The sequence below is a fragment of the Dokdonia sp. Hel_I_53 genome (assembly GCF_007827465.1).
In the GTDB taxonomy this organism is placed as follows: Bacteria; Bacteroidota; Bacteroidia; order Flavobacteriales; family Flavobacteriaceae; genus Dokdonia.
The window spans coordinates 2604421-2630105 of the sequence record NZ_VISL01000001.1 but is presented as its reverse complement, the minus strand read 5'-3'; the positions used below and the strand labels follow the sequence as shown (position 1 = coordinate 2630105).

Annotated in this window: 22 protein-coding genes; 11 read left to right on the top strand and 11 right to left on the bottom strand. The window is 36.8% G+C overall.

All coding sequences use genetic code 11. The annotated features are described in order from the left end of the window. Positions 1-176 precede the first annotated feature (176 nt). Positions 177-1244, top strand: coding sequence for a class II fructose-bisphosphate aldolase (gene fbaA, locus OD90_RS11755; protein ID WP_144669358.1), 1068 nt, complete (start codon positions 177-179; stop codon positions 1242-1244). A 115-nt stretch (positions 1245-1359) separates the two neighbouring features. Beyond that, on the top strand, positions 1360-2217 hold the full coding sequence (accD, locus tag OD90_RS11750) for an acetyl-CoA carboxylase, carboxyltransferase subunit beta (RefSeq protein ID WP_144669701.1): 858 nt from the start codon (positions 1360-1362) through the stop codon (positions 2215-2217). Positions 2218-2297: 80 nt separating this feature from the next. Here the strand turns inward: accD and OD90_RS11745 are convergent, their stop codons facing one another. From OD90_RS11745 to rsgA, 7 genes are all read right to left on the bottom strand, one after another. Continuing rightward, positions 2298-3275, bottom strand: a complete 978-nt coding sequence (locus tag OD90_RS11745) for a polyprenyl synthetase family protein (protein ID WP_144669357.1) — start codon at positions 3273-3275, stop codon at positions 2298-2300. 32 nt (positions 3276-3307) lie between these two features. Continuing rightward, positions 3308-4348: a 23S rRNA (adenine(2503)-C(2))-methyltransferase RlmN gene (rlmN, locus tag OD90_RS11740; RefSeq protein WP_144669356.1), complete on the bottom strand. Its 1041-nt coding sequence runs from the start codon at positions 4346-4348 to the stop codon at positions 3308-3310. A 323-nt stretch (positions 4349-4671) separates the two neighbouring features. Beyond that, complete coding sequence (queA, locus tag OD90_RS11735) at positions 4672-5721, bottom strand: tRNA preQ1(34) S-adenosylmethionine ribosyltransferase-isomerase QueA (RefSeq protein WP_144669355.1); 1050 nt, start codon at positions 5719-5721, stop codon at positions 4672-4674. 98 nt (positions 5722-5819) lie between these two features. Further along, a complete protein-coding gene (locus OD90_RS11730) occupies positions 5820-7067 on the bottom strand; it encodes a 3-phosphoshikimate 1-carboxyvinyltransferase (protein ID WP_144669354.1) in 1248 nt (415 codons plus the stop codon). A gap of 10 nt (positions 7068-7077) precedes the next feature. After that, positions 7078-7404, bottom strand: a complete 327-nt coding sequence (locus tag OD90_RS11725) for a nucleotide pyrophosphohydrolase (protein ID WP_144669353.1) — start codon at positions 7402-7404, stop codon at positions 7078-7080. A gap of 6 nt (positions 7405-7410) precedes the next feature. Further along, complete coding sequence (dtd, locus tag OD90_RS11720; protein ID WP_144669352.1) at positions 7411-7863, bottom strand: D-aminoacyl-tRNA deacylase; 453 nt, start codon at positions 7861-7863, stop codon at positions 7411-7413. Beyond that, the gene (gene rsgA / locus OD90_RS11715; RefSeq protein ID WP_144669351.1) at positions 7860-8816 is read right to left on the bottom strand and encodes a ribosome small subunit-dependent GTPase A; all 957 of its coding nucleotides are present in this window, start codon (positions 8814-8816) and stop codon (positions 7860-7862) included. The genes dtd and rsgA overlap by 4 nt, the downstream gene beginning before the upstream one ends. 200 nt (positions 8817-9016) lie before the next feature. Here rsgA and OD90_RS11710 point away from each other — a divergent pair, with 200 nt between their 5' ends. Continuing rightward, positions 9017-10666, top strand: coding sequence for a hypothetical protein (locus OD90_RS11710; RefSeq protein WP_144669350.1), 1650 nt, complete (start codon positions 9017-9019; stop codon positions 10664-10666). A gap of 88 nt (positions 10667-10754) precedes the next feature. On the opposite strand, the gene OD90_RS11705 is transcribed toward OD90_RS11710, so the two are convergent. The 4 genes from OD90_RS11705 to OD90_RS11690 form a co-directional block, all read right to left on the bottom strand. After that, positions 10755-11846, bottom strand: a complete 1092-nt coding sequence (locus OD90_RS11705) for a bifunctional 3-deoxy-7-phosphoheptulonate synthase/chorismate mutase type II (RefSeq protein WP_144669349.1) — start codon at positions 11844-11846, stop codon at positions 10755-10757. Positions 11847-11918: 72 nt separating this feature from the next. After that, complete coding sequence (locus OD90_RS11700) at positions 11919-12770, bottom strand: prephenate dehydrogenase (protein ID WP_144669348.1); 852 nt, start codon at positions 12768-12770, stop codon at positions 11919-11921. Between the two features lie 79 nt (positions 12771-12849). Beyond that, positions 12850-13998, bottom strand: coding sequence for a pyridoxal phosphate-dependent aminotransferase (locus OD90_RS11695; protein ID WP_144669347.1), 1149 nt, complete (start codon positions 13996-13998; stop codon positions 12850-12852). Then, complete coding sequence (locus OD90_RS11690; RefSeq protein WP_144669346.1) at positions 13998-14816, bottom strand: prephenate dehydratase; 819 nt, start codon at positions 14814-14816, stop codon at positions 13998-14000. Before OD90_RS11690 ends, OD90_RS11695 begins: the two co-directional genes overlap by 1 nt. Before the next feature lie 387 nt (positions 14817-15203). On the opposite strand from OD90_RS11690, the gene gldA reads away from it, so the two are divergent. From gldA to OD90_RS11650, 8 genes are all read left to right on the top strand, one after another. Beyond that, positions 15204-16100, top strand: a complete 897-nt coding sequence (gldA, locus tag OD90_RS11685) for a gliding motility-associated ABC transporter ATP-binding subunit GldA (RefSeq protein ID WP_144669345.1) — start codon at positions 15204-15206, stop codon at positions 16098-16100. A gap of 65 nt (positions 16101-16165) precedes the next feature. Beyond that, the gene (locus tag OD90_RS11680; RefSeq protein WP_144669344.1) at positions 16166-17386 is read left to right on the top strand and encodes a hypothetical protein; all 1221 of its coding nucleotides are present in this window, start codon (positions 16166-16168) and stop codon (positions 17384-17386) included. Between the two features lie 8 nt (positions 17387-17394). Then, a complete protein-coding gene (locus OD90_RS11675) occupies positions 17395-18591 on the top strand; it encodes a hypothetical protein (RefSeq protein WP_144669343.1) in 1197 nt (398 codons plus the stop codon). 107 nt (positions 18592-18698) lie between these two features. After that, positions 18699-18968: a 30S ribosomal protein S15 gene (rpsO, locus tag OD90_RS11670; RefSeq protein WP_144669342.1), complete on the top strand. Its 270-nt coding sequence runs from the start codon at positions 18699-18701 to the stop codon at positions 18966-18968. 457 nt (positions 18969-19425) lie between these two features. Continuing rightward, positions 19426-21642 carry a polyribonucleotide nucleotidyltransferase gene (locus OD90_RS11665; protein WP_144669341.1) on the top strand — a complete coding sequence of 739 codons (2217 nt, stop codon included), beginning with the start codon at positions 19426-19428 and terminating at the stop codon, positions 21640-21642. A 407-nt stretch (positions 21643-22049) separates the two neighbouring features. Next, on the top strand, positions 22050-22691 hold the full coding sequence (locus OD90_RS11660; protein ID WP_144669340.1) for a hypothetical protein: 642 nt from the start codon (positions 22050-22052) through the stop codon (positions 22689-22691). A gap of 748 nt (positions 22692-23439) precedes the next feature. Beyond that, entirely contained in the window at positions 23440-23982 is a 543-nt protein-coding gene (locus OD90_RS11655) for a hypothetical protein (RefSeq protein WP_144669339.1), read from the top strand. A 519-nt stretch (positions 23983-24501) separates the two neighbouring features. Continuing rightward, positions 24502-25260 (top strand): hypothetical protein, encoded by a 759-nt coding sequence (locus OD90_RS11650; RefSeq protein WP_144669338.1) that lies wholly within the window; start codon positions 24502-24504, stop codon positions 25258-25260. Positions 25261-25685: the final 425 nt, after the last annotated feature.

The following is a 25685-nucleotide window of genomic DNA, read 5'->3' as shown; positions in this document are numbered from 1 at the left end:
AATCTAGTTCTACAACTGCTGTGTCCTCCCTTGGTTTTAATTATAAAATTTTAATCCCTGAGTACGTTTTCGCGAAAGCGTATATCTACTACAACGTTGTCATACTAACCCGCATATATTATGGGATGTCACAGTAATAATTGTTATTTTTACTTCATAACTTTTAAACCAAAAAAATGTCACATTCCATAAAGCCAGGTGTTGCTACGGGACACGAAGTACAAGCAATTTTTAATTATGCAAAAGAAAAAGGTTTTGCACTTCCTGCTGTAAATGTTGTTGGATCTAATAGTATAAATACAGTCTTAGAAACAGCTGCGACCTTGAATGCCCCGGTAATTATCCAATTTTCTAATGGTGGTGCACAATTTAATGCTGGTAAAGGTTTAAATAACGATAATCAACGTGCAGCTGTAGCGGGAGCTGTTGCTGGAGCTAAACATGTACACGAACTAGCCAAAGCTTATGGAGCTACCGTGATATTACATACAGACCACTGTGCAAAAAAATTACTTCCTTGGATTGATGGATTATTAGAAGCGAGTGAGGAATATTATAAGCAGTATGGTCACTCCCTTTTCAGCTCTCATATGATTGACCTTAGTGAAGAGCCCATTGAAGAAAATATAGAAATTTGCAAAACATACCTAGAGCGTATGTCAAAAATGGACATGACGCTAGAAATTGAGCTAGGCATTACAGGCGGTGAGGAAGACGGCGTAGATAATACAGATGTAGATGATTCAAAGTTATACACACAGCCAGAGGAAGTAGCTTACGCATACGAAGAACTAAGCAAAGTAAGTGATCAATTTACAATAGCTGCAGCATTTGGGAATGTGCATGGTGTTTACAAACCTGGTAATGTAAAATTAACTCCAAAGATTCTAAAAAACTCACAGACATATATTTCAGAAAAGTACGGAAAAGAACATAATCATATTGATTTTGTCTTTCACGGAGGGAGTGGTTCTACTCTTGAAGAAATAAGAGAGGGTATAAGTTATGGGGTTATCAAGATGAATATTGATACAGATCTTCAATATGCCACTGCTGAGGGTATACGAGACTATTTCAACGAACATGCAGATTATTTAAAATCTCAAATTGGGAACCCAACAGGAGACGATGTACCAAATAAAAAATATTACGATCCTCGCGTATGGTTACGTAAGGCAGAGATCACTATGGGAGACCGTTTAAAAAAGGCTTTTGAAGATTTAAACAATGTAGATACGTTGTAAGGAGATTTGCTTATTTTTGGTTATTATTTAAATAGGATGCTTTTGCGAGAATTTTTAACTCAATAACGCTTTCGCGAAAGCATATAAATCCCCCTTAATGCAAACATATACTGATATGGCTTGGTTTAAACGTAAAGAAAAAGGAATACATACTCCTACAGAAGAGAAGAAGGATACACCCAAAGGGTTGTGGTATAAATCTCCTACAGGAAAAATTATTGATACAGAAGAGCTCGAAAAAAACTTTTATATAAGCCCTGAGGATGGATATCACGTTAGAATAGGATCTAATGAATATTTTGAAATACTCTTTGATGATAACAAATTTGAAGAACTAGATCCAAATCTTACTTCTAAAGATCCTCTTAAGTTTGAGGACAAAAAGAAATATGTAGATAGATTAAAGGATGCTCAGGCAAAGACCGGTTTAAAAGATGCTGTTAGAACTGCCGTAGGAAAATCTAAGGGAGAAGATATTGTGATAGCCTGTATGGACTTTAGATTTATAGGAGGTTCTATGGGTAGTGTTGTGGGAGAAAAAATTGCCCGTGCTGCAGATCATGCTCTAAAAAACAAACTTCCTTTTATGATTATCTCAAAATCTGGAGGTGCACGTATGATGGAAGCTGCTTTATCGCTTATGCAACTTGCAAAAACAAGTGCAAAGCTTGCCCAGCTTGCCGATGCTGGAATTCCATACATCTCACTTTGTACAGACCCTACCACTGGAGGAACTACAGCATCCTTTGCAATGCTAGGAGATATTAATATTTCTGAACCTGGAGCCTTGATAGGTTTTGCAGGGCCAAGAGTAGTACGCGACACAACTGGTAAGGAGTTACCTGATGGTTTTCAAACAGCAGAGTTTGTTCAAGAACATGGTTTCTTAGATTTTATCACTCCACGGCAAGAGCTCAAGGACAAAATTAATCTCTATCTAGATCTTATTTTAAACAGGCCTGTAAGAGCGTAAGTAATATTCTAAATTATAGAAGATAAAAAGCGGACTCATTAGGGCCGCTTTTTATGTTGGTACGTTATAGAAAGAGTATTTTATTTTTTTCTATCAATTACATAATTAACCATGAGCTCTAGAGCATCTCTATATTTAGACTTTGGATATGTCATTAAGAGCTCTAAAGCTTCCATCTGTAAAGATTTCATTTTTGTTACTGCGTATTCAAGACCGCCATTTTCTTTTACAAATGTAATTACTTCTTTCACACGTCTCTTGTCAGTATTTTTATTCTTTATACTATTAATGAGCCAGTCCTTATCTTTTTTAGAAACAGTATTAAGGACATATATCAAAGGTAATGTCATTTTCTGCTCTTTAATATCTATTCCTGTTGGCTTTCCTATTTTACTTGTACCATAATCAAATAGATCATCTTTTATTTGAAAGGCCATTCCAATAAGCTCCCCAAAAGTGTGCATTTTTTTAACATCTTCGTCCTTGCTATGTACAGCTCGCGCACCCATAGCACAACAGGCCGCAATAAGTGTAGCCGTTTTCTGACGTATAATCTCGTAATAAAGTGCTTCTGTAATATCTAGTTTTCTAGCTTTTTCGAGCTGCAGAAGTTCTCCTTCAGAAATCTCACGAACAGCAACAGAAATAATCTGTAATAAATCTGTATCACCATTATCAATTGAAAGCAGTAATCCTTTTGAAAATAAAAAATCACCTACAAGTACAGCAATTTTATTTTTCCATAGTGCGTTAAGTGAAAAGAAACCTCTTCTCATATTGCTGTCATCTACTACATCATCATGTACGAGACTAGCTGTATGTATGAGCTCAATGACAGAAGCTCCGCGGTAGGTGCGGTCATTTACCTCGCCACTACCTAACATCTTTGCAGTGAGGAATACAAACATAGGGCGCATTTGCTTTCCCTTTCTGTTTACAATATAATGGGTAATACGATTGAGTAATGCAACTTTAGAACGCATAGACAAGGCAAACTTTTCTTCAAAAAGCTCCATTTCATAGGCAATGGGTTCCTTAATCTGTGAGACTACCTTCATCGTGTAAATATACTTAATACTTAAGGTTTATGTTATTGCTTATTAGCCAGTTGACCACATGCCGCATCGATGTCTTTTCCTCTAGATCTTCTTACAGTAACGGTAATACCGTTACGTTCTAATACAGAAACATATCTATCTATAGCTTCGGGATCTGCTTGTTGAAATTGACCATCATCTATAGGGTTGTATTCAATAAGGTTAACTTTACTAGGTACTGCTTTACAGAAATCTAATAATGCCATAATATCAACTTGCCTATCATTAATACCGTCCCAAATCACATACTCATAGGTAATCTTTTTACCTGTCTTTTCATACCAGTAAATAAGGGCTTCTTTTAATTCTGATAATGGCATTTGCTCATTAAAGGGCATTATTTCTGTACGCACATCATCAAGAGCAGAGTGTAGTGATACCGCGAGGTTAAATTTCACCTCTTGATCTGCCATTTTCTTAATAATCTTAGGCACCCCGGAAGTAGAAACCGTGATACGCTTGGGTGACATACCTAGACCTTCTGGATCTGTAATTTTATCAATAGCTTTTAATACATTGTTGTAATTCATGAGTGGTTCTCCCATTCCCATAAATACAATATTTGAAAGTGGTCTGTCATGATATAATTTGCTTTGACGATCTATGACCACTACTTGATCTACAATCTCATCTGGATTAAGATTTCGCATGCGTTTAAGACGAGCTGTAGCACAAAATTTACAATTAAGGCTACACCCCACTTGTGAAGACACACAAGCTGTAGTGCGCTTTGCCGTGGGAATCAAGACAGATTCCACAACGAGTCCGTCGTGCAGTTTAACCGCATTTTTGATAGTACCATCATTACTACGTTGCATTTGGTCAACACGTATATGATTAATCACAAAATGTTCATCTAGAAGTATGCGCGTTTCTTTAGAGATATTAGTCATATCAATAAAATCATGAGCACCCTTTTGCCAGAGCCACTCGTATACTTGATTACCACGAAATGCTTTATCACCTTGTGCGACAAAAAATGCTCTTAATTCTTCTTTTGTAAGCTTTCGTATGTCTTTTTTATCTGCTTTCACGTTGCAAAGGTAAGATTTCAAAATTCAACTTGTATTGCTAGGCTTTCAAAAAGAAGGTGCTACCTTCTTCAAAGTTTTTGAGAATCATTTAATGAAGAAATTTCACTGTTAAATATATACTCCTTGTCTTATGGTACTAGGGTCACCCTAGCCTTGCATTAATAGCCCCGATTGTAGTGAAAATCCCGCAGCGGTCTGCCGGAGGCGTCGTGAGGAATTGTAACGTAAAGCGGGATACTCCCATACTAGTACCCCACAATCCTTTGCTCCAAAAAAAAATCCAAACAATACTGTTTGGATCTTGTTATTATATGCATTAAACATTAGATGATAAGCATCGCATCTCCATACGAGTAGAATTTATATTTTTCTTTTACTGCCTCATCGTATGCTTTTTTCATGAGGTCGTGACCAGCAAATGCAGAAACCATCATTAACAAAGTTGATTTAGGTGTATGGAAATTCGTAATCATACAGTTTGCAATACTGAAATCATAAGGAGGAAAAATGAATTTGTTTGTCCAACCTTCAAATTCATTCAATTTATTGTTGCTTGAAACAGCGCTTTCCATAACACGCATTGCAGTTGTTCCTACTGCGCAAATGCGTCTTTTTTCTGATAAGGCCTTATTAATAATTTCTGTGGCTGGCTTGCGTATGTAAGCCTCTTCACTATCCATTTTGTGTTTAGATAAATCTTCTACCTCTACTGGACTAAACGTTCCTAAACCTACATGCAGTGTCACCTCAGCAAAATTTACACCCTTAATTTCCAGACGCTTTAATAGGTGTTTTGAGAAGTGTAGCCCAGCAGTAGGCGCCGCTACAGCTCCTTCCTCTTTAGCGTAAATAGTCTGGTAACGCTCTTCATCCTCTGGCTCTACCTCTCGATTAATATATTTTGGCAATGGAGTTTCCCCCAGAGAAGTAAGTTTATTTCTAAACTCTTCGTAAGAACCGTCATATAAAAAACGTAAAGTACGTCCTCTTGATGTCGTATTATCAATTACCTCTGCTACTAGTGTTTCATCATCTCCAAAGTAGAGCTTGTTACCTATACGTATCTTACGTGCTGGATCGACAAGCACGTCCCAAAGACGTGTTTCTGAGTTAAGCTCACGAAGAAGAAATACCTCTATACGGGCACCTGTTTTTTCTTTATTTCCATACAGTCTTGCTGGGAAAACCTTCGTATTGTTGAGTACCATCACATCTTCTGGCTCAAAATAATCAATGAGATCCTTGAACATCTTGTGCTCTATCGTGCCCTTCTTTCTATCTACTACCATGAGGCGAGATTCGTCGCGGTTTTCTGCTGGGCGATCTGCTAGTAATTCATCTGGCAAGTCAAAATTAAAATGTGATAATTTCATATAGGTGTCTCGTTTTAAAATATGTGTTCTTGTGCTTTACACAAGGGATTTTAGCAAGACCGCAAATATACAATTTCGGGATAGGGGTTGTCAAGTCTTTAACCAATTATCTCTTGTACAAAGCCTAAACTTTTTAGGTCATTCCAATAATCTGGGTAAGATTTTGAAACTACTCTTGCATCTTCAATTAACATAGGTATCTGTAATCCTAATGGTGCAAATGACATTGCCATACGGTGATCATGATAGGTAGCGATGGTTATATTCTCATTAAGAGGGGCTTTTTGAGGCAATAATGTGAGGTCTTTTTCTGTAACCATTATTGCTCCACCTAGTTTTGTAATCTCCTCTTTGAGCGCTTCTAGCCTATCTGTTTCTTTTATTTTAAGGGTGTGTAATCCTGTTAAATGACAGCCCACTCCTAGTCCTAAGCACGTTACCGCTATTGTTTGTGCAATGTCTGGACAACGCACTAGATCTAAAGTTATGGTTTTGGGTAGCTCAAAATCTCTGATGAGTTTTAGCTGTAATTTGTCATCTTTAAAAATAGAGCTTACTCCTAATTTTTTATAAATTTCTTGTAGCACCGCATCGCCCTGAAGACTATTCTCTCTATAGCTTCCTAAGATAATTGATGGGTTAGAGATACGCTTTCGCGAAAGCGCAATAATGCTATAAAAATAAGAAGCACTACTCCAGTCTGACTCTACGACCACTTTGCGATCCACTTTAGTCTTTCTACCAGAGGAAATAACGATAGTTTGGTCTTTAAATGTAGCTTCTACATCTATTTGTCTCAGTAACGCCAAAGTCATATAGATATAAGGAATGGAAGTAATTTTACCCACTAAGTGAATCGTCAGACCACTTTCAAGTTTTGCTCCCATCATCATCAATGCAGAAATATACTGACTACTCACATCTGCTTTAAGAGTTATGGTGTCTTTAGTGAGATTTTTACCGTGAATTTGAATAGGTGGAAACCCTTCCTTTTTTGTGTACCTAATAATTGCTCCTAATTGCCTTACAGCATCTACAAGGATTTCTATGGGTCGTTCTTGCATACGTGAGCTTCCAGTGAGTAACGTCTCGCGACCTTTTTGTATAGAAAAATAGGCTGTAAGAAAGCGCATTGCTGTGCCCGCATGATGAATATCTATTTCTTTTTGATCTGACAATAATGCTTGCTGCATCACTTTTGCATCATCACTATTTGAAACATTTTTCAAGCTTATACCCTCAAAAAGCGCTTGCAAAATTAGCAGTCTATTGGTTTCACTTTTTGATCCAGTGATCTGTATGCTTCCTTCGCAATGTGTATTTGGGTGGTGAATTTTAAGAAGCATATTCTTTTTTTTACTGTAACTTTTTATTATTGTGATGACGGTCGTGATCTCGCTCAGTTTTAATAGCAAGCTTCTTTTTAAATGCCTCTTCAAGATTGACTCCCGTCTGATTTGCAAGGCACAACACCACAAACAGAACATCTGCTAGCTCCTCTCCTAAGTCTTTATTTTTATCACTTTCTTTCTCACTCTGCTCTCCATAGCGACGTGCGATTATGCGTGCCACCTCCCCTACTTCTTCGGTAAGCTGTGCCATATTTGTAAGCTCGTTAAAATAACGTACTCCGTGTGCTTTTATCCAATCATCTACAGCCTGTTGTGTATTAGAAATACTCATTTTTTCTTAAGTTTTATTTTTGGTGTCCAGTATAATAGTTACTGGTCCATCATTAAGTAATTGTACTTTCATATCTGCACCAAATTCACCAGTATAAATAGGCTTATTGTGTTTTCGCGAAAGCGTATTCACAAATTCCTCATACATAGGGATGGCTTTTTCTGGTCGTGCTGCTTCCAAAAATGAAGGACGATTTCCCTTTTTTGTACTAGCATACAACGTAAACTGACTAATTACTAAAATGTCGCCATCTACATCACCCACAGATAGATTCATGGCACCTTGAGCATCGTTAAAAATACGGAGTCCCATAATTTTGTTTGTAAGCCAGTCAATATCTTGGTTTGTATCAGTATGTGTTACCCCTAACAACACAAGTAAGCCTTGATGTATATTTGACTTAACCACTCCGTCTATTGTGACAGAAGCCTGAGTTACCCTTTGTATTACAGCTTTCATTGTTCCTCTGGATAATGATCTTTTCGATAATGCTGCTCATCATCACCCTCTAGTATTTGGGTGTAACTTTTATAACGAGACCAAAATAACTCGTCGTTATCTAAGGCGTCTTTTACAGCGCATTTAGGTTCTTCAAGATGCAAGCAATTATTAAACTTACACTCATTTTTAAGAGCAAAAAACTCGGGAAAATAATCACCTATTTCTTCTCGCTCCATATCTACAATTCCAAAGCCTTTAATTCCTGGTGTATCAATAATACGAGCATCAAAGTGTAGGTCAAACATCTCTGCAAATGTGGTAGTGTGTTGACCTTGCGAGTGTTGAATACTTATTTGCTTAGTCCTTAAATCAAGGGATGGCTCAATAGCGTTTACTAAGGTAGATTTCCCTACACCACTATGACCCGTAAACATACAGGTCTTACCTTCCATCATTTCTTTAACGATATCAATATTCTTTCCTGTCGCTGCAGATATTCCTACACATTCATAACCAATCTCTCGGTACATAGCTGCTAGAAATTTGATCTCCAGTAATTCCTCTTCATCGTAGGTATCTATTTTATTAAAGAGCAATACAGCTTTGATATGATATGCTTCTGCAGTCACTAAAAATCGATCTATAAATGGAGTAAATGTAGGCGGATTATTGAGCGTGACCAATAAAAAAACAACATCTACATTACTTGCAATAATATGTGTTTGCTTAGAGAGATTGACAGATTTGCGTACGATATAGTTCTCTCTGTCGTGTATGTTTGTGATCACTCCTGTTTCTACATCACTCTTTGTGTCAATTTCAAAATCAACTACATCTCCTACTGATACAGGATTCGTGCTTTTAATCCCTTGAATGCGAAATTTACCTTTAATCCTACACTCAAACCACTGGCCATTTTCCGCTTTAACGGTGTACCAACTTCCAGTAGATTTATAAACAGTTCCTGTCATAGATTTGTATAGACTGTAAAAATAAAATACTTTAATGACAGGCTATCATGAAAATCAAAAAATTCTCAAACAACCTTAAAGGTTCGTATAATCAGTTTTTTATAGCAAAAAAGAAATCTCTTAAATTAATTATTGAGAAAAGTTTTGATGTTCGAATGTAATTCACGTGATTTGCCACTTCTTAAAAAAATCTTAAAATTATGAAACACTACCTCAGTATCCTGTTTTTTTTAATTGCGTCTACCACTTTTGCACAATTAGAAGTAGGGAATGTCAAACTTGATTTTGGTGCCGATATTTCTGAAACAGAAGGAAACATTATCAATATCGCTGGGATCAAAGACAACCAAATATATACGCTATCAAAAAAAGGGAAGAAATTTTACCTACAAACCTTTGCTAGTGACACTAAAGAAAACACAGGTAGTGAAGTACTCAAGCTAGATAAAATAAATAATAGCAAGGCATATGTAGAGGATATTGTTGTCATAGAGGACAGAGCGTATGTAATGGCTTCTTACTATAACAAGGACGATAAAACCTACAATTTTGCAGCTCTTGAAATACTTGAAGATTTGCAAATGGGGGATCCTGTTACAGTATTATCTTCAGAAGTTGACAGTCGATCTAAAAAAGGTGTTTTTCTTTTTGAAATGTCATATGATGAAATCAATTATATGATTACTCATGTGTATATCAACGATAGAAAAGAATTACTGAAATATGAGTTTTCATTATTAGATGCTGACTTAAATGCGGTAAAAGAAGATACAAACACCGTAAGTTTTAAAGACAGAAAAGATCTGTTTTTTGATTTTGCAGATTTCGGTGTAAATGAGAATGGAGACGCCTTTATAGTGTACACAGAAAGCTATAGAGACAAAAAAGCAAAAACAACTAAGAACAACATTACTCTTCAAACTTATTATAGAAACAATAATTACGAATTGATTGAAACAAAAATACCTCTTGATGGAAAACGTGTTGTAAACTGTGATCTTATTTATACAGAAAACAAAGTACAGCTAGTAGGGTTTTATTCTAAACTCAAAAAGAGCGGAAGGTCTGAATATAAAATTGAAGGTATTTTTGATATTGCAGTAAGCACATTAGATAATTCTATTAACAAAAAAGTCTTCAATGATTTTACTGTTGAAACTAAAAGTAAATTAATAGGAGAACGAAGAGCTAAAAAAGGAAAAAACCTAAAACCATTCTACAAAAATACAGATCTTATTGAACGTGATAATGGAGGAGTTATCGTTCTTTCAGAATATTACTTTAAAACTATTGGCAGATCTACAGGAATAGGAATCGCCGGAGTAGGAGTTTCTGCCACACCAATTATCTATGATACAAATGAAATTATTGTGACTGCCCTTAATGCAGACGGAACTTTAGCGTGGAGCAATGTGATTCCAAAGGAACAAAAAGCAGGTGTAAATGTAATCTCAGTAGGTTTTATAGGGGGTGGCTCTAGTGGTGCTGTTTCAATATCTGCTGCAATAATGTTCCCAATAGGCACAATGGGTGACGGACCTGAATATTTAAGCTCTATGCCTTTCTATAATGACAATAAGTTAACGGTATTAGTAAATGATGATCCTAAAAATATAGGTATTACGAATATGGATGATGTCAAAAAAGTAAGGAGAATTAATAAAATGATTCCCGTAGCTTTCGAATTTGATGATAGCACAGGAGAAATGACTCGTATCGATCCAGAAGACTTTGAAAAGAAGCAAATCGTTGTGAGACCTGGTGTCGGATATCAGTTAAATAACAATGAAGCTATTATATACGGATCAAATAGATCTGAAACCAGGTTAGGATCTCTAAAAATAGAGTAAGTTTTATACAGAAAATACTGACGAAAAGTTATAAAAAAGCAGAAACCTCGGTTTCTGCTTTTTTATTTCACGAATTTTAGATTACAGTTTAACTTCTCTGCAAGTCTGCCACTTTTTGCTGGTGGTTGATGGATTCTTGGTGTATGGCTTTAAAAACTCTTAAGATAAATTCTTCACTAAGGTTATTTTGTTCTCCCTCAAGTATCATTTTACCTAAGATTTCGTTCCATCTTTTTGTTTGTAGGATCGCCACATTATTATCGGCTTTGAGTTCTCCTATCTGATCGGAGATTTTCATACGTTTCCCTAAGCTTTCAATAAGCTGGTGATCTACTACGTCAATCTTGGTGCGGAGCGTATTAAGCTTGTTTTTATACTCTACTGCTGTGCCTTCTTCCTTACGTATTTTTAAATCAACAGTCATTTGCTTTAATGCATCCGGAGTAATTTGCTGTGCAGCATCACTCCAAGCATTATCTGGATCGTAATGGGTCTCCACCATCATCCCGTCATAATTAAGGTCTAGAGCAGTCTGACATAAATCAAAAATAATATCTCTACGCCCGGCAATATGTGAAGGGTCAAGTATTAATGGTAAATCTGGAAACCTGTTTTGAAGGTCTACTGCAATTTGCCATTCTGGATTATTTCTATATCGTGTTTTTTCGTACGTTGAAAATCCTCTATGAATAACTCCAAGGTTTTTAATATCCTGAGTATAAAATCGCTCTACAGCACCAAGCCATAGGGATAAATCTGGGTTTACGGGATTTTTAATAAGCACCGGTTTATCAGTTCCTTTTAGGGCTTCTGCGATTTCTTGTACTATAAATGGTGATACCGTTGTTCGTGCTCCTATCCAAAGGATATCTACATCATGCTTTAAAGCAAGTTCTACGTGATTTGCATTTGCCACCTCTGTGGTAATCTGCATTCCCGTTTCTTCTTTTGCTCTTTGCAACCATTTGAGACCTAACGCGCCTACACCTTCAAAGTTTCCTGGTCTAGTTCTAGGCTTCCAAATTCCTGCTCTAAACACGGTAGCATCACTATCCTTTAGTTGGTGAGCTATTTTGAGTACTTGCTCCTCTGTTTCTGCACTACAAGGCCCTGCAATTACGAGCGGGTGATCCAGCCCATAAGCATCTAACCAATTTCTAAGTTCTTTTTTATTTTCCATAGTCTTTTAAATATTGCCACTAGGGACTTTTGATATTTGTATTTAGTACGCTTTCGCGAAAGCGTAAATCTCTTAATTTATTCCGTTTAAAATTTCTTTTATATGATTGGTATTTTTCATCTCATCATGAATTCCCTGATAGTTCTCAGCTTCTAATAGCGTTTTAAAATGCGTTAGATTTGAGATATACTCTTCTAAAGTCTCCAAAACATTGGTTTTATTTTGTTTAAAAATAGAAGTCCAAGTTACTGGATTACTCTTTGCCAGCCTGACCGTAGAGGCAAAACCACTACCCGCCATATCAAATATATCCCGCTCATTCTTCTCTTTTTCAATAACAGTCTTCCCTAACATAAATGCGCTTATGTGGGACAGGTGTGATACATATGCAATATGTTTATCGTGAGAAATAGGATCCATATAACGTATACGCATCCCCATTTCTTTAAATAAATTAAGAACGGTTTCTTGCAGTTTTGGAGCTGTCTTTTCTACCTCGCATACAATATTAGTTTTACCCTTAAATAATTGATCGATAGCAGCATTTGGTCCAGAAAATTCGGTCCCAGCAATGGGGTGACAAGCTAAAAAATTACGTCGCTTAGGATGCGATACAACGGCTTCGCAAATCGCTTGCTTTGTGGAACCCATATCTACCACAATGGTATTATCGTCAATATTATCAAGAACAGTAGGAAGTATTTGAACTGCAGTGTCTACGGGAACAGCAAGCACGACCATATCTGCATCTGATAAATCTCCTACCGTTGCTACCTCATCAACAAGTACTAAAGCTAGAGCTTCTTGTAGATGTTGCTCACTAGTATCAATACCGAACAAACGAGTCTTAGGCATGTGCCTCCTCAAGTCTCTAGCAAATGAACCGCCAATGAGTCCTAAACCTATGATGTATATCTTTTTCATCGTTTAAGTATTGAGATTAACACTTTGACTATCTGTGAAACTTCTCTGTAATTTTTTATGTCTTCTCGTTGCTCCATCTCTACTGTGCATCAAATCTAGTTATCGCTTCTTTAATTTCTTTTGCTGTCACACAAAGGCTTAATCTTATATACCCTTTACCCATCGACCCAAAAACAGTACCAGGGGTAATAAATATAAACTTCTCTCTTAAAACGGAATCAATAAAAATTTCAGCGTCTTGGTTGTATGGTAGCTTTGCCCAAACAAAGAGACCTACTTGATTTTTATCATAAGTACAGCCCAATTTTTCAACCAACTGGAACACCAGTGCCTGTCGCTTTTTGTAAATGGTGTTTAATTCTGTATTCCACTTTTGATCTAAATTTAAGGCAGCAATCGCTCCCTTTTGTAAACTATAAAACATACCGCTATCCATATTTGATTTTACTCGTAAAATATGTCCTAAATGTTCGGCGCTTCCTGCTAGCATTCCTACACGCCAGCCTGCCATATTAAATGTTTTACTGAGGGAATTTAATTCCAGCGCTACTTCTTTGGCACCTTTAGTCGCTAGTAACGATTGCGGGTGCTCATTGAGAATAAAGCTATACGGATTGTCATTAATGATAAGGATTTTATTTGCTTTCGCGAAAGCGATCAACTTTTCAAAAAAACCTTCTGGCACAGTTGCCCCCGTAGGCATATGAGGATAGTTGACCCACATTAACTTTACCGCCGAAAGATCTTGCTTTTCTAATTCTTCTAGATCAGGTAGCCATCCCTTTTCTTCTCTAAGGTTGTAAGGTACAGTTTGAGCCTCCACTAACTTAGTAACCGCAGCATACGTTGGGTAACCAGGATTAGGTATAAGCACTTTATCGCCAGGATTAAGAAAGGCCATGGAGATATGCATGATACCTTCTTTAGAACCCATAAGCGGCAATACTTCACGCTCTGCATCTAATGTCAAGTTGTATTGGCTTTTATAAAAACACGCCATTGCTTCTCGCAACTCCGGAATACCGATATAACTCTGATATTGATGTGCAACTTTATCATTGAGACTGGCCACTAAGGCATCTATTGCAAGTTGTGGTGCTGGCAAATCTGGACTGCCAATACCCATATTAATAATAGGGTAACCTGCTGCAGCAAGAGATCTTACTTCTTTCAGTTTGCGAGAGAAATAGTATTCTTTAGTTTCTTGTAGACGATTTGCTGGTTCCATTAATTTCTTTGGTTTTTGTACACACCTAGCACTTTAAATTCAAGCGCCATGATGCGTAGTAACTCCTCTGCTTTTTTAAACTCTTCGTAGGAATCAAAAGTTACATCCACAAAAAAAGCATATTTCCAAGGAGTTTGAATTACGGGCATCGATTGGATTTTGGTGAGATTCATATTACAATCACTCAATACATTTAATATAGCAGCTAGACTTCCTCTTTTATGATCTGTAGTAAACCTCAGTGATGCTTTGTTTAAAGCATCACCCATGGATCGCGCGTTTTTGTTAAGTATAAAAAAACGAGTAGCATTTTGCTGTATGGTCTGTATACTACTGGCAATCGTATTGAGTTTGTAAATCTGAGCTGCCTCTAGACTCGCGATCGCCCCTACACCGTATAATTGCTCTTGCTGTATACGTTGTGCTACTGCAGCGGTGTCATTATCCTCTACCATTTTTATTTCTGGATAATCTCTAAAAAATTCTCTACACTGTAAAATAGCCATTGGGTGTGACCATACTTCCTTAATATCTGTAATCCTTTGACCCGCTAGACCTAGTAAATTGTGCTGTATATCTAGGTAATATTCTCCTTCTATATGTAATTGATTTGCATCAAGTAAGGCATAATTGGGTAAGATAGCACCAGCAATAGAGTTCTCTATAGCCATAACGGCATCTGTAATTTCATCATCTAGTAATGCGTCAATAAGTGATGGAAACGACATACATTCTAAAATATCTACATTTTTTCCAAAGTAGTGCTCTGCCACTTTATGGTGAAAAGAACCTCGTACGCCTTGTATGCCTATTTTCATGCTTTTGATCACTAGCTATTAAAAAAAAAGTCCTGATAAATAATTTTATCAGGACTTTTTATGAGTTTTAAGTGGTAGCTTATCACAACAACAATCCTGATCTCTTCTTATAAAAGAAGAAATAGAAGAAATTGTTCCAGAAATAAACTGTATTTAACATTATGACTTGTTATGCTGCTAAAGTAGAAAAAAAATCCTCCTATACAATAGCCATAAATAATTTTTGTGAAAAAAATTTAGCTGTAGCGCTTATTTTGTGAAATCTGTAAATATCTTGACGTTACATTATAAATGCACTCTGCTGCCATTAAAATTTTAAAGCCTCCTAATTTTAAATACGAGTACCCATACATAATTATTACATTTGATACTCTCAAACATACATCTATGTCTATTACAGTAAAAGAGATTTCTAAGAGTTATGGGAGTCAAAAAGCACTTGACAGTGTTTCTTTTTCGCTCAGAAAGGGAGAGATCGTAGGTTTTTTAGGACCTAATGGCGCAGGAAAAAGCACCCTCATGAAAATCCTTACAACATACCTTGCCCCTAGTGCAGGTACAGCGACGGTAAATGATTTTGATACTGCAACAAACATACAGCAAGTCCGCAATTCTATAGGCTATTTACCTGAGCACAACCCTTTGTACCTTGAGATGTACGTGCGAGAATATTTAAAGTTTAATGCAGAGATATACCGTATTGCTAAGGAACGAATTCAAGAGGTTATTGAACTTACAGGACTTACGACAGAGGCGCACAAAAAAATAGGGCAACTTTCAAAAGGATACAGACAACGTGTAGGGCTGGCCAATGCACTATTGCACAATCCCGAAGTGTTAATTTTAGACGAACCTACCACTGGGTTAGACCCCAACCAATTGTTAGAGATAAGATCGCTTATTAAAAATGTAGGTAAAACAAAAACAGTATTAATGAGCACTCATATTATGCAAGAAGTAGAAGCTATTTGTGATCGTGTCATTATTATCAATAAAGGACATATCGTCGCAGACAAAAAAATGAGTGAATTACGCGATGGCCAGCAGCAAATCGTTGTTGTCGCATTTGACTATCGCGTGGAAGAAGTTGCACTTAGTAGACTAGCAAATGTCACTGGAGTTAAAAATACACATGATTTTACCTATGAAATTACCTTCTCAACAAAAGAGGATATGCGCAGTACGGTTTTTGACTTTGCCCACGACAATCAGCTTAAAATTTTACAATTAAATCAGAAAAATGTGAGTCTGGAAAGCCTATTTCTAGAGCTTACTGAAAGATAAGTGATAGAAGTTTCATGGCATAAATGCTATAAAAGAAAGGTGTGTCGAACGTTCTAAACTATTTTATGAGTCCAAAAGTACTAGAAATTATACTCTTTTTGGCTGCCTTCCCTTTGTTAGGACAAATTGTGTCTATCGATTCTCTGGTCACTAAAAATGGGATTACTAAATTAAACCTCGCCTCTACCCACCCTCTTGGAATCTACAGCACACAGATCTCGCAAAACTTTAGGGAGCATGCTGTTAAAAAGACGCAACTCATCTTACAACAACAAAGTGGCAATGTTTTCCAACCGCAAGTAACCGCATATTTACCTGAAGACCCAAACATCCGTCAGCAGTTTAGCTCGCTACCTTGGTTTTACAGAGTGTTTGATTATGAGAATCAGGAAGAGACACCTGCTCAACTATATTCATACGAATTTGACGCGGTTATTAAAGTATACCGTGCGACCCTACTAATTCCACTAGCTAAAAAGCAAGATCTACATATAGGCGCTAGGGGATTTATGGCTGTAGCAGGAAAGAACCCATGGTCTATCTTTTCTAACGATGCTAATATTGAATGGTTTCATAGTAATATAGCTGGCGGTGAGGACCCTTTTGGGAGAAAATTTTACGGCTATGATCAAGTAAAATTTAGATACACGGACAATCGAGGAAGAACATTAACAATGAAAAGAGGTGAATTTTTTCTTGGGGGAATTGATGCCACTTACAACTACTATCCAGCAAATCGCGGGTTATCAAACAAACATATAGCTACCAATATTGGGATTACAGCAGGGTGGAACACTACTCGGTTTAATCATAGTGTCGATATAGGGATTCAAGGAGCTATTCAAAAAAAATGGCCATTTAGAGATCACCAGTTTTTACGTTTTGCAACTGGCATCAACGTGCAATACAATAATGTGATTGACTTTAAAAAGAACGTTTCATTAGGAAATAATAGAATCCAAGGCGCCACAGAAATGTCACTAGAATGGACTACCTATACAAATCGAGGCAATTTTAATGCTTTACAAATTCACTACCAACTACAAACACCTTTTAGAAAAAAAGAGGAAAAAGATTATTTTCACTTGAAGGGAGATTGGGAATCGATCAATGCGGGATGGCATAATGGGTACACTACCTTATTAGAATATTTAAGTAGTTGGACACTACAATATACACATGGGAGAAAAAAAATAAACTATCATGTGTACCTCAAAGAAGATCTAAGTGTAAATAATGCTCCAGATATTGAGTCAGGAATTGGAATTACGTACACGGTTAATTAAAAAATAATATGCGCTATATTCTCCTCATTGCTTTCTATTGCTGCAGCCATCTACCATCACTACAGGCACAAGAATCTGTTTTTTTTACGAAAAAAATTTTAGTAGACAGCACTAACACTAGCCTAGGGATTGAAGTACGGAATTTAAATAGTATTAAAAATAAAGAGTACTTTAATTACATTGCAGATGGGGAGACCATTTTAGGAACCCAGTTACAGACCTCATTATATTACAAAGCTAGTAAAGAAATTACTTTGTATGCAGGGGTGTTCTTATACAAAAACTTTGGTGAAGACCGTCTGGATACAGCAATCCCCGTATTTACGGCTCAATACATTAAAAACTCACATCACTTTACCATAGGCAACCTAGATGCAAGGGATAACCATGGGCTCATAGAACCATTAATGAGTAATGAAAAAGTACTAAACGAGCGAGTGTTAGAAACTGGATTCTCCTACACCTATCGTGCAGAGAAAACCCATCTAGAAACTTGGATAGACTGGGAAAATTTTATCGAACCCCTCGATAAAGAACGTGAAATCTTCACTCTTGGTCTCAACTTCAAGCATCTATTTGTAAGCACTCCAAAAAGTAAATTATCTACCTCTCTACAACATATTTATTATCATAAAGGTGGGCAAATCAATCAAAAAAATCGATTTTCTGATGACGATGCATCCTTAAAAGTCAATTTAAACAGTACCGCTCTAGGTGTTGCTTATGCGTATCATCTTAATCAAAAGAATGTACTTTTTGGCTCCATGTATGGTTTATATAGTGCTAGTAATGAAAGTAACGACACCTACTCATTTATGAGTGGTAACGCTATCTATGGTTTTGTAGGCTATCAATATGATGATTGGAAATTCTTTACAGGCTATTACAAAGCAAACGGATTCACAAGTGCAAAAAGCAATACTATATTAAACACTTACAGTACTAAAACGGACAATAACAGTTTTAATGGTATTCCAGATGAAAGATATGCTTCTCATACTGAAAAATACCGTGAGCTTGCTTTTGCCAGATTTCAATATAAAAAAGAACTGGCTCCTGAGATCTTCTTAGGCATACAAGCGGCCATATATTATCAGATGAACGACGCGCTCTTAGAAAATTATGAATTTTTGGGGAATGAAAAAGGCCAACTAGACTACAACTACGGTATCTTTCTCACGTTCTCTAATATTTTTGGGTTTTAGGCTAAATTTGTTACGCTCAAACGAAAGCATCCTAAAAATAAATACTATCTTTGCGCGCTGATAGATACGCTATCACATACATGAATTTCATTTAAAACAATATTGGAATGTATTTAACAAAAGAACAAAAAGAAGATCTTTTTGCAAAACACGGAAAAGGTAAAAACGATACTGGATCTGCAGAAGGACAAATTGCAATTTTTACACAACGCATTAGTCACCTTACGGAGCACTTAAAAAAGAACCGTAAAGATTATAACACAGAGCGTGCACTAGTAATGCTCGTAGGTAAGCGTCGTTCTTTACTTGATTACTTAATCAAAAAAGACATTTTACGTTACCGTGCTATTATTAAGGAACTAGGTATCCGTAAATAATATATTAAAAATGGGAGCTTGTAAAGAGCTCCCATTTTTATTTTAATAAATTTAGGCAGGAGGTTTTGATACACTTGTCCTAAGAAGATTTAAAAATTCTGATGTTTCTTTTACCGCTTTCGCGAAAGCGTAGCACCCTAAGAAACGGATCAAAAATGTGTAGCGATTATATAATTGAAGCACATTTTCGCCGAAAGGCAATACATACTTAAGACCATTTTAGTTTTACAAATGGCCGAGAAAGCTGAAACAGCTAGTTTTTCATTGGTGTCTCGATAAGGAGAAGTAACTACCTCTTTATCACCTTACAACTACAACTACAACACAACGACACAGGTGAATACTCACGAAGAGTGTTCCAGAAACTAACATTTTTGCGAAAGCGAGATAGGTATCGTTACCCGTCTCACTTGCAAAAAACAATTCTCTCTAGGGAGGATGAAAAACAATTTATTTTATGATTCCAAAGGTTTACAAAGAGGTCATTGACCTTGGTGATGGAAGAGAAATTTCTATCGAAACAGGAAAACTTGCAAAGCAAGCACACGGATCTGTAGTAGTACAGTCTGGTAAGTGTATGATGCTTTGTACTGTAGTGTCTAACTATGAAGCAAAAGATCTTGACTTCTTACCACTTACGGTAGATTACCGTGAGAAGTTTGCAGCTGCAGGTCGTTACCCAGGAGGTTTCTTTAAGAGAGAAGCTCGCCCATCTGACGGGGAAGTATTGACCATGCGTCTAGTAGATCGTGTATTACGCCCACTTTTTCCAAAGGATTACCATGCAGAAACGCAGGTAATGATCCAACTAATGTCTCATGATGATGATGTAATGCCAGATGCAATGGCAGGTCTTGCCGCTTCTGCAGCAATCCAGTTATCTGACTTCCCATTTGAGTGTGCGATTTCTGAGGCACGTGTAGGTCGTGTAAACGGTGAGTTTATCATTAACCCTACCAGAGCACAGCTAGAAGAGTCTGACATTGATATGATGATAGGAGCTTCTATAGACTCTGTGATGATGGTAGAAGGTGAGATGGACGAAATTTCTGAAGAAGAAATGGCAGACGCTATCAAATTTGCTCACGATCACATTAAAGTACAGTGTGAGGCGCAATTACGTCTTGCAGATGCTGTAGGCCGTAAAGAAGTACGTGAGTACCCAGCAGAGCGTGAAGATGCAGATCTTAAGAAAAAAGTACATGACATGGCATACGATAAAGTATATGCTATCGCTCAAGCAGGATCTTCAAAAAAAGAACGCGGTATGGCGTTCTCTGAAATAAAGGAAGAAATTAAAGCTACTTTTTCTGAAGAAGAACTAGAAGATTATGGCGGACTGGTATCTAAATATTACCGTGCTGCCGAAAAGGCTGCCATACGTGACCTTACTTTAAATGAAGGTTTACGTCTAGACGGTCGTAAAACTACAGAGGTAAGAGACATCTGGTGTGAGGTAGATTACCTTCCATCTGTACATGGATCTGCTGTATTTACTCGTGGAGAGACACAAGCACTTGCAACGGTAACACTAGGAACTTCTAGAGATGCAAATCAAATTGATATGCCGTCTTATGAAGGTGAAGAGCGTTTTTACTTACACTATAACTTCCCTCCTTTTTGTACTGGTGAAGCGAGACCTATACGTGGGACTTCACGTCGTGAGGTAGGTCACGGTAACCTTGCACAACGTGGGTTAAAAGGTATGGTACCAGAAGATTGCCCGTACACGGTACGTGTGGTTTCTGAGGTATTAGAATCTAACGGATCATCTTCTATGGCGACTGTTTGTGCAGGAACTATGGCGATGATGGACGCAGGAATACAGATGGTAAAACCAGTTTCTGGTATTGCGATGGGATTAATCTCAGATGCAGACTCTGGAAAGTATGCAGTACTTTCTGATATCCTTGGTGATGAAGATCACTTAGGAGATATGGACTTTAAAGTAACTGGTACGGCAGATGGTATTACTGCATGTCAAATGGATATTAAAGTAAAAGGACTTTCTTACGAGATTCTTGTAAATGCTTTACAACAAGCACGTGCAGGTCGTTTACACATTCTTGAGAAAATAACTGATACGATTGCAGCACCACGTGAGGACGTAAAAGAATATGCTCCTAAAATGGTAGGCGTACGTATCCCTAATGAGTACATAGGTGCCTTAATAGGACCTGGTGGTAAAGTAATACAAGAACTTCAAAAAGAGACAGGAACTACAATCGTAATAAACGAAGATCCAGTGACTGAAGAAGGTGTTGTTGAAATATTAGGAACTGGACAAGCAGGAATTGATGCTGTACTGGCTAAGATAGACTCTATTACTTTTAAGCCTGTGGTAGGAAATACCTACAAGGTAAAGGTTATTAAGATGCTAGACTTTGGTGCGGTGGTAGAATATCTTGACGCTCCAGGTAATGAAGTATTACTTCACGTATCTGAAATCGCATGGGAACGCACAGAAAATGCTTCTGATGTACTTTCTATGGGTGAAGAGCTTGATGTAAAATACTTTGGCTTAGACAAACGTACGCGTAAAGAAAAAGTATCTCGTAAGGCACTTATGGAGAAGCCAGAAGGATATGTAGCACGTCCACCAAGAGAGAATAATGACCGTGATCGTAATCGTGGAGGTCGTGACAACAGACGTGATGATCGTAAGAGAGACTAGTCTTTAGTACTAGATATCTATTTACAGCTTATATTTTATAGAAAATCGGTTATCCTACAAAGGGTAGCCGATTTTTTTTTACGCTTTCACGAAAAGTTAAAAGCTTTCTAGAGAATCAGTCTGATTACTTAGAAATCATATATTTTGTTAAGTTCTAGCGTTTTTAAATTGTAGAGAAAACCTGTGTATTTGTCTTAGTCGCTATGCTTATTCGATCATCATAATAGAAGTAAGATCGAAAAGAGTAACTTAAGCTTGTCGAAGTATGCTATGCGCGACTCATAGGTTCATAAATAAATGTATATTTATACAAGTATTTAAAAAACAAACAAATACAGGCCTTCCAGCAAAATGCCGCACTCGCTTTATGCAGTGGCCTGTTATATGCAAGTTGAAAAATCACTCAAATGGAAAAAGTAGTTTTCGAAAAAAGCTTTATTGAAAAACTGGACAAAAATTTTCCGGAGTTATCTAAATATTTTGATTTTAATCTAGAAGTTTTCTGTGAATTTAACACTTTAATTTTTGAGATAAACAAGTGCCTAATTCTCGAATTTGATAGAGCTACAATAACACTAACTAACAACTTACTGGAACGTCTTTTAAAACTTGCTTTGATTAAAGACGACACAGGAATTGGACCAATACCAATTGAAAAATGGAATGACGTGTTTAAAGAACCGAATGAAAAATATGGTTCAATTCCATTAGGGAATTCAATTGAAAAATGTAAAAAACTTAAACTAATTTCGGACAAAGAAAAAAACTTTCTATTCGATATAATTCGTGAGTTAATAAGAAATGGATTTTCACACGCTGACCCAAGTAAAATTTTAGCTGACTTACCTGATAATTCACCTATGTTTCAAGGAAGTTTTACAAATCCAAATGCTGATTTAAAAGAAGTTAGTATAAATCAAAAAATCATACCGACTTTTCAAGCTTTACAAATGGAGAATTTTGCGAAAGAAAATGCTAAACTTTATTTCGATTTTGTTTTCCATCTTATTTTTCGGATTGAAAAGCGTTTAAAGGAAAAACTGAAATAAAACCTGCATATAACAAAGTGTAAAAATAATTGCTTGGTTCTAGACTACTCGGAAAATCCTGCGGATTTTCCTTTGGTTCGTTCCATTTTTACTAAGTTAGTTGCTCAATCACGCAACCATCCTTACACGAACCGTGGCAGTCTGATTGGCTAGAGGGCTCGCATACTTATAAAAGTTTATAATTATCGAAGGTTTTTGCACATCAGCTCATTACCGCTTGGTCGTATGGCTCCGCTGTAAAATTCATAATCATCTTAATGAATACATAAACGGTAAAGTCTCTGGCTTTGTTAAAATTAGGTATACATCAAAAGTAAATTTTACAGCTCCTTGCATCATCCTCTCATTCGTACCTCATTCGTTGGTGATGGGACTCAATCAGTGATCCTTCCTCTCATTCGTGCCTCATTCGTCGGAGGATAGAGGCCACTGCTCAAAAATGCTCAATAGAATACAGCTTAATTATAGACCAATCGAAATGTAATTGCAACTTGTGCATTCCTCTTAGTCGCTACGCTCCTGCGTCGGATGCAAGAACTCAAGCATAAAGCGAATGTTATGCCTTCCTCTCGCTTTGCTCGTCGGAGGCAGGTTTGAAAGCTCTAAGTGCGGCTGACAGACCCAAAATTAAGTGTATATTTATACAAGTATTTAACATACAAACAAATACAGGCCTTCCAGCAAAATGCCGCACTCGCTTTATGCAGTGGCCTGTTGTGTGTAATGCCGTAAAAACGGAGAAATTCAAATGATAGATAAAGAAAAAAATAGAATTGCAGAATTGAGGTGGGAAATTGAACGGAAAGAAAAACGGGCAAAACTCGAACCGAAACTTAATTCAATATTACCAAAAAACACATTTGATTTTTTAAGTTTTGAGGAATCTGACTCTTTTCAATCTGAAACGGACGATTGGCCAAATGACAAATGGAAAGAAAACTTATACTTTCAAACCGAAATTGAAAACACTCTGATAATTCAAAATATCATAAAGAGTTTTCTTGACCTAATAACAGACTCTGAACTTTATATTTTCCTTATGAACTATAACTTCGGACTGATTAAAATAACGAAGGAAAAATTAAGTGACAATTGGATTGACTTAATCGAAATTGACCAAGACGAAATTTATTTATTTAATCCAAAAAGTACTGGATTCATTTGTGTCGAAAAAACCGAGGAATTTATTCGAGAACGTGAAAATGAGGGAAGAAAATGGATTTATGAAATAACATACTCGAACCATGAATTAAAAGAAAAATGTGAAAGCACTACATACAACAATGTATAACTGCAATTACGGCGGATTCGACTACGTCCGAATCCACTCGGAATTGCGAGCGTCAGTGCTTAACCGAAAATTAACGCATACAAACCCGTAACTGACGGTTATACGAACCGTGGCAGTCTGATTGGCTAGAGGGCTCGCATACTTGTAAAAGTATATAGCTATCGAAGGTATTTGCACATCAGCTAATTACCGCTTTGTCGTATGGCTCCGCTGTAAAATTCATAACCATCTTAATCAATTCATAAACGGTAAAGTCTCTGGCTTTGTCAAAACTTGAGGTATACATCAAAAGTAAATTTTACAGCTCCCGCCCTACTTAATCAATAAGCCTTCCTCTCATTCGTGCCTCATTCGTCGGAGGCTAGAGGCCACTGCTCAAAAATGCCTAAAAGCATACAGCTTAATTATAGAAAAATCGAAATGTAGTTGCAACTTGTGCATTCCTCTTAGTCGCTGTGCTCCTGCGTCGGATGCAAGAACTCAAGCATAAAGCGAATGAGGCATTTTTGAAAGCTCTATGTGCGGCTTACAGAACCACAAATAACTGTATATTTAGGCAAAACAATTACAGACCCACAAGTAAAGCAAATCAGCAAAATGCCGCACTCGCTTTATGCAGTGGCCTGTTGTGCGTCATTTAAGAAAAAATTGAACTACACATTTAACGAAATAGAAAAAGACATTATTCAGAGGCTTAAAAACTCTGAACCAAAACGAATATGGACTGAATTTATTAAAGTCATATTTGAGTTTGATGAATATTATGTTGAATTGGAATGTGTTCCAGAAATTGCAAGTTCTCAAAATAAAGCGGACGAAGCTATGACTTTAAAAGTTCGGGAATTTAAAAAAAGTTACTTGCCTTATAAAAATGCAAAAGTAATTGTAGAAAATAAACCAATAACGGACATCAAATCTGTTCGGACTTTATTATACTTTACCGATACGATAACTGAACCTGAAAAAGTCGACTCGAAATGGAACAGAATGTTAAGTAAAATAGCCGGAATAAGAAAAAGTGAAATCGAAAAATTACTCGATGGAACTACAAGTAGTTATCACGACGAAATTATATGCAAACCGAATTCAGATGAAGCTAAAAAAGTAAACGGAGAATTTTCAAACTTAATTGACGTTGGAATAATTTTAGAAATTGGAAAAAAATATTTACCTGCTTTTGTTCAAGGAAATGGATATGGCTTTGCTCATCTGGAAAGGAAACTGCTTTTGACGTCAGAAGAGCTAAAAGAGGAATTAACTGAATACGAACTGAAATAAAAACGAACGCACAACACCGTTTATAATTCATTGCTAGTTATAGCCTACTTACGAAAGTCCTCGTGGACTTTATATATGTGATTTATTCGCTAACTTTAGTGTTTAAACACGCAACGAAATCATACACAAAACCGTGGCAGTCTGATTGGCAAGAGGACTCGCATACTTGTAAAAGTATATAAATATCGAAGGCATTTGCACATCAGCTCATTACCGCTTTGTCGTATGGCTTCGCTGAAAAATTCATAACCATTTTAAGATATACATAAACGGTAAAGTCTCTGGCTTTATCAAAATTAGGAATATATCAAAAGTAAATTTTACAGCTCCCGCCCTACTTAATCAATAAGCCTTCCTCTCATTCGTGCCTCATTCGTCGGAGGCTAGAGGCCACTGCTCAAAAATGCCTAAAAGGATACAGCTAG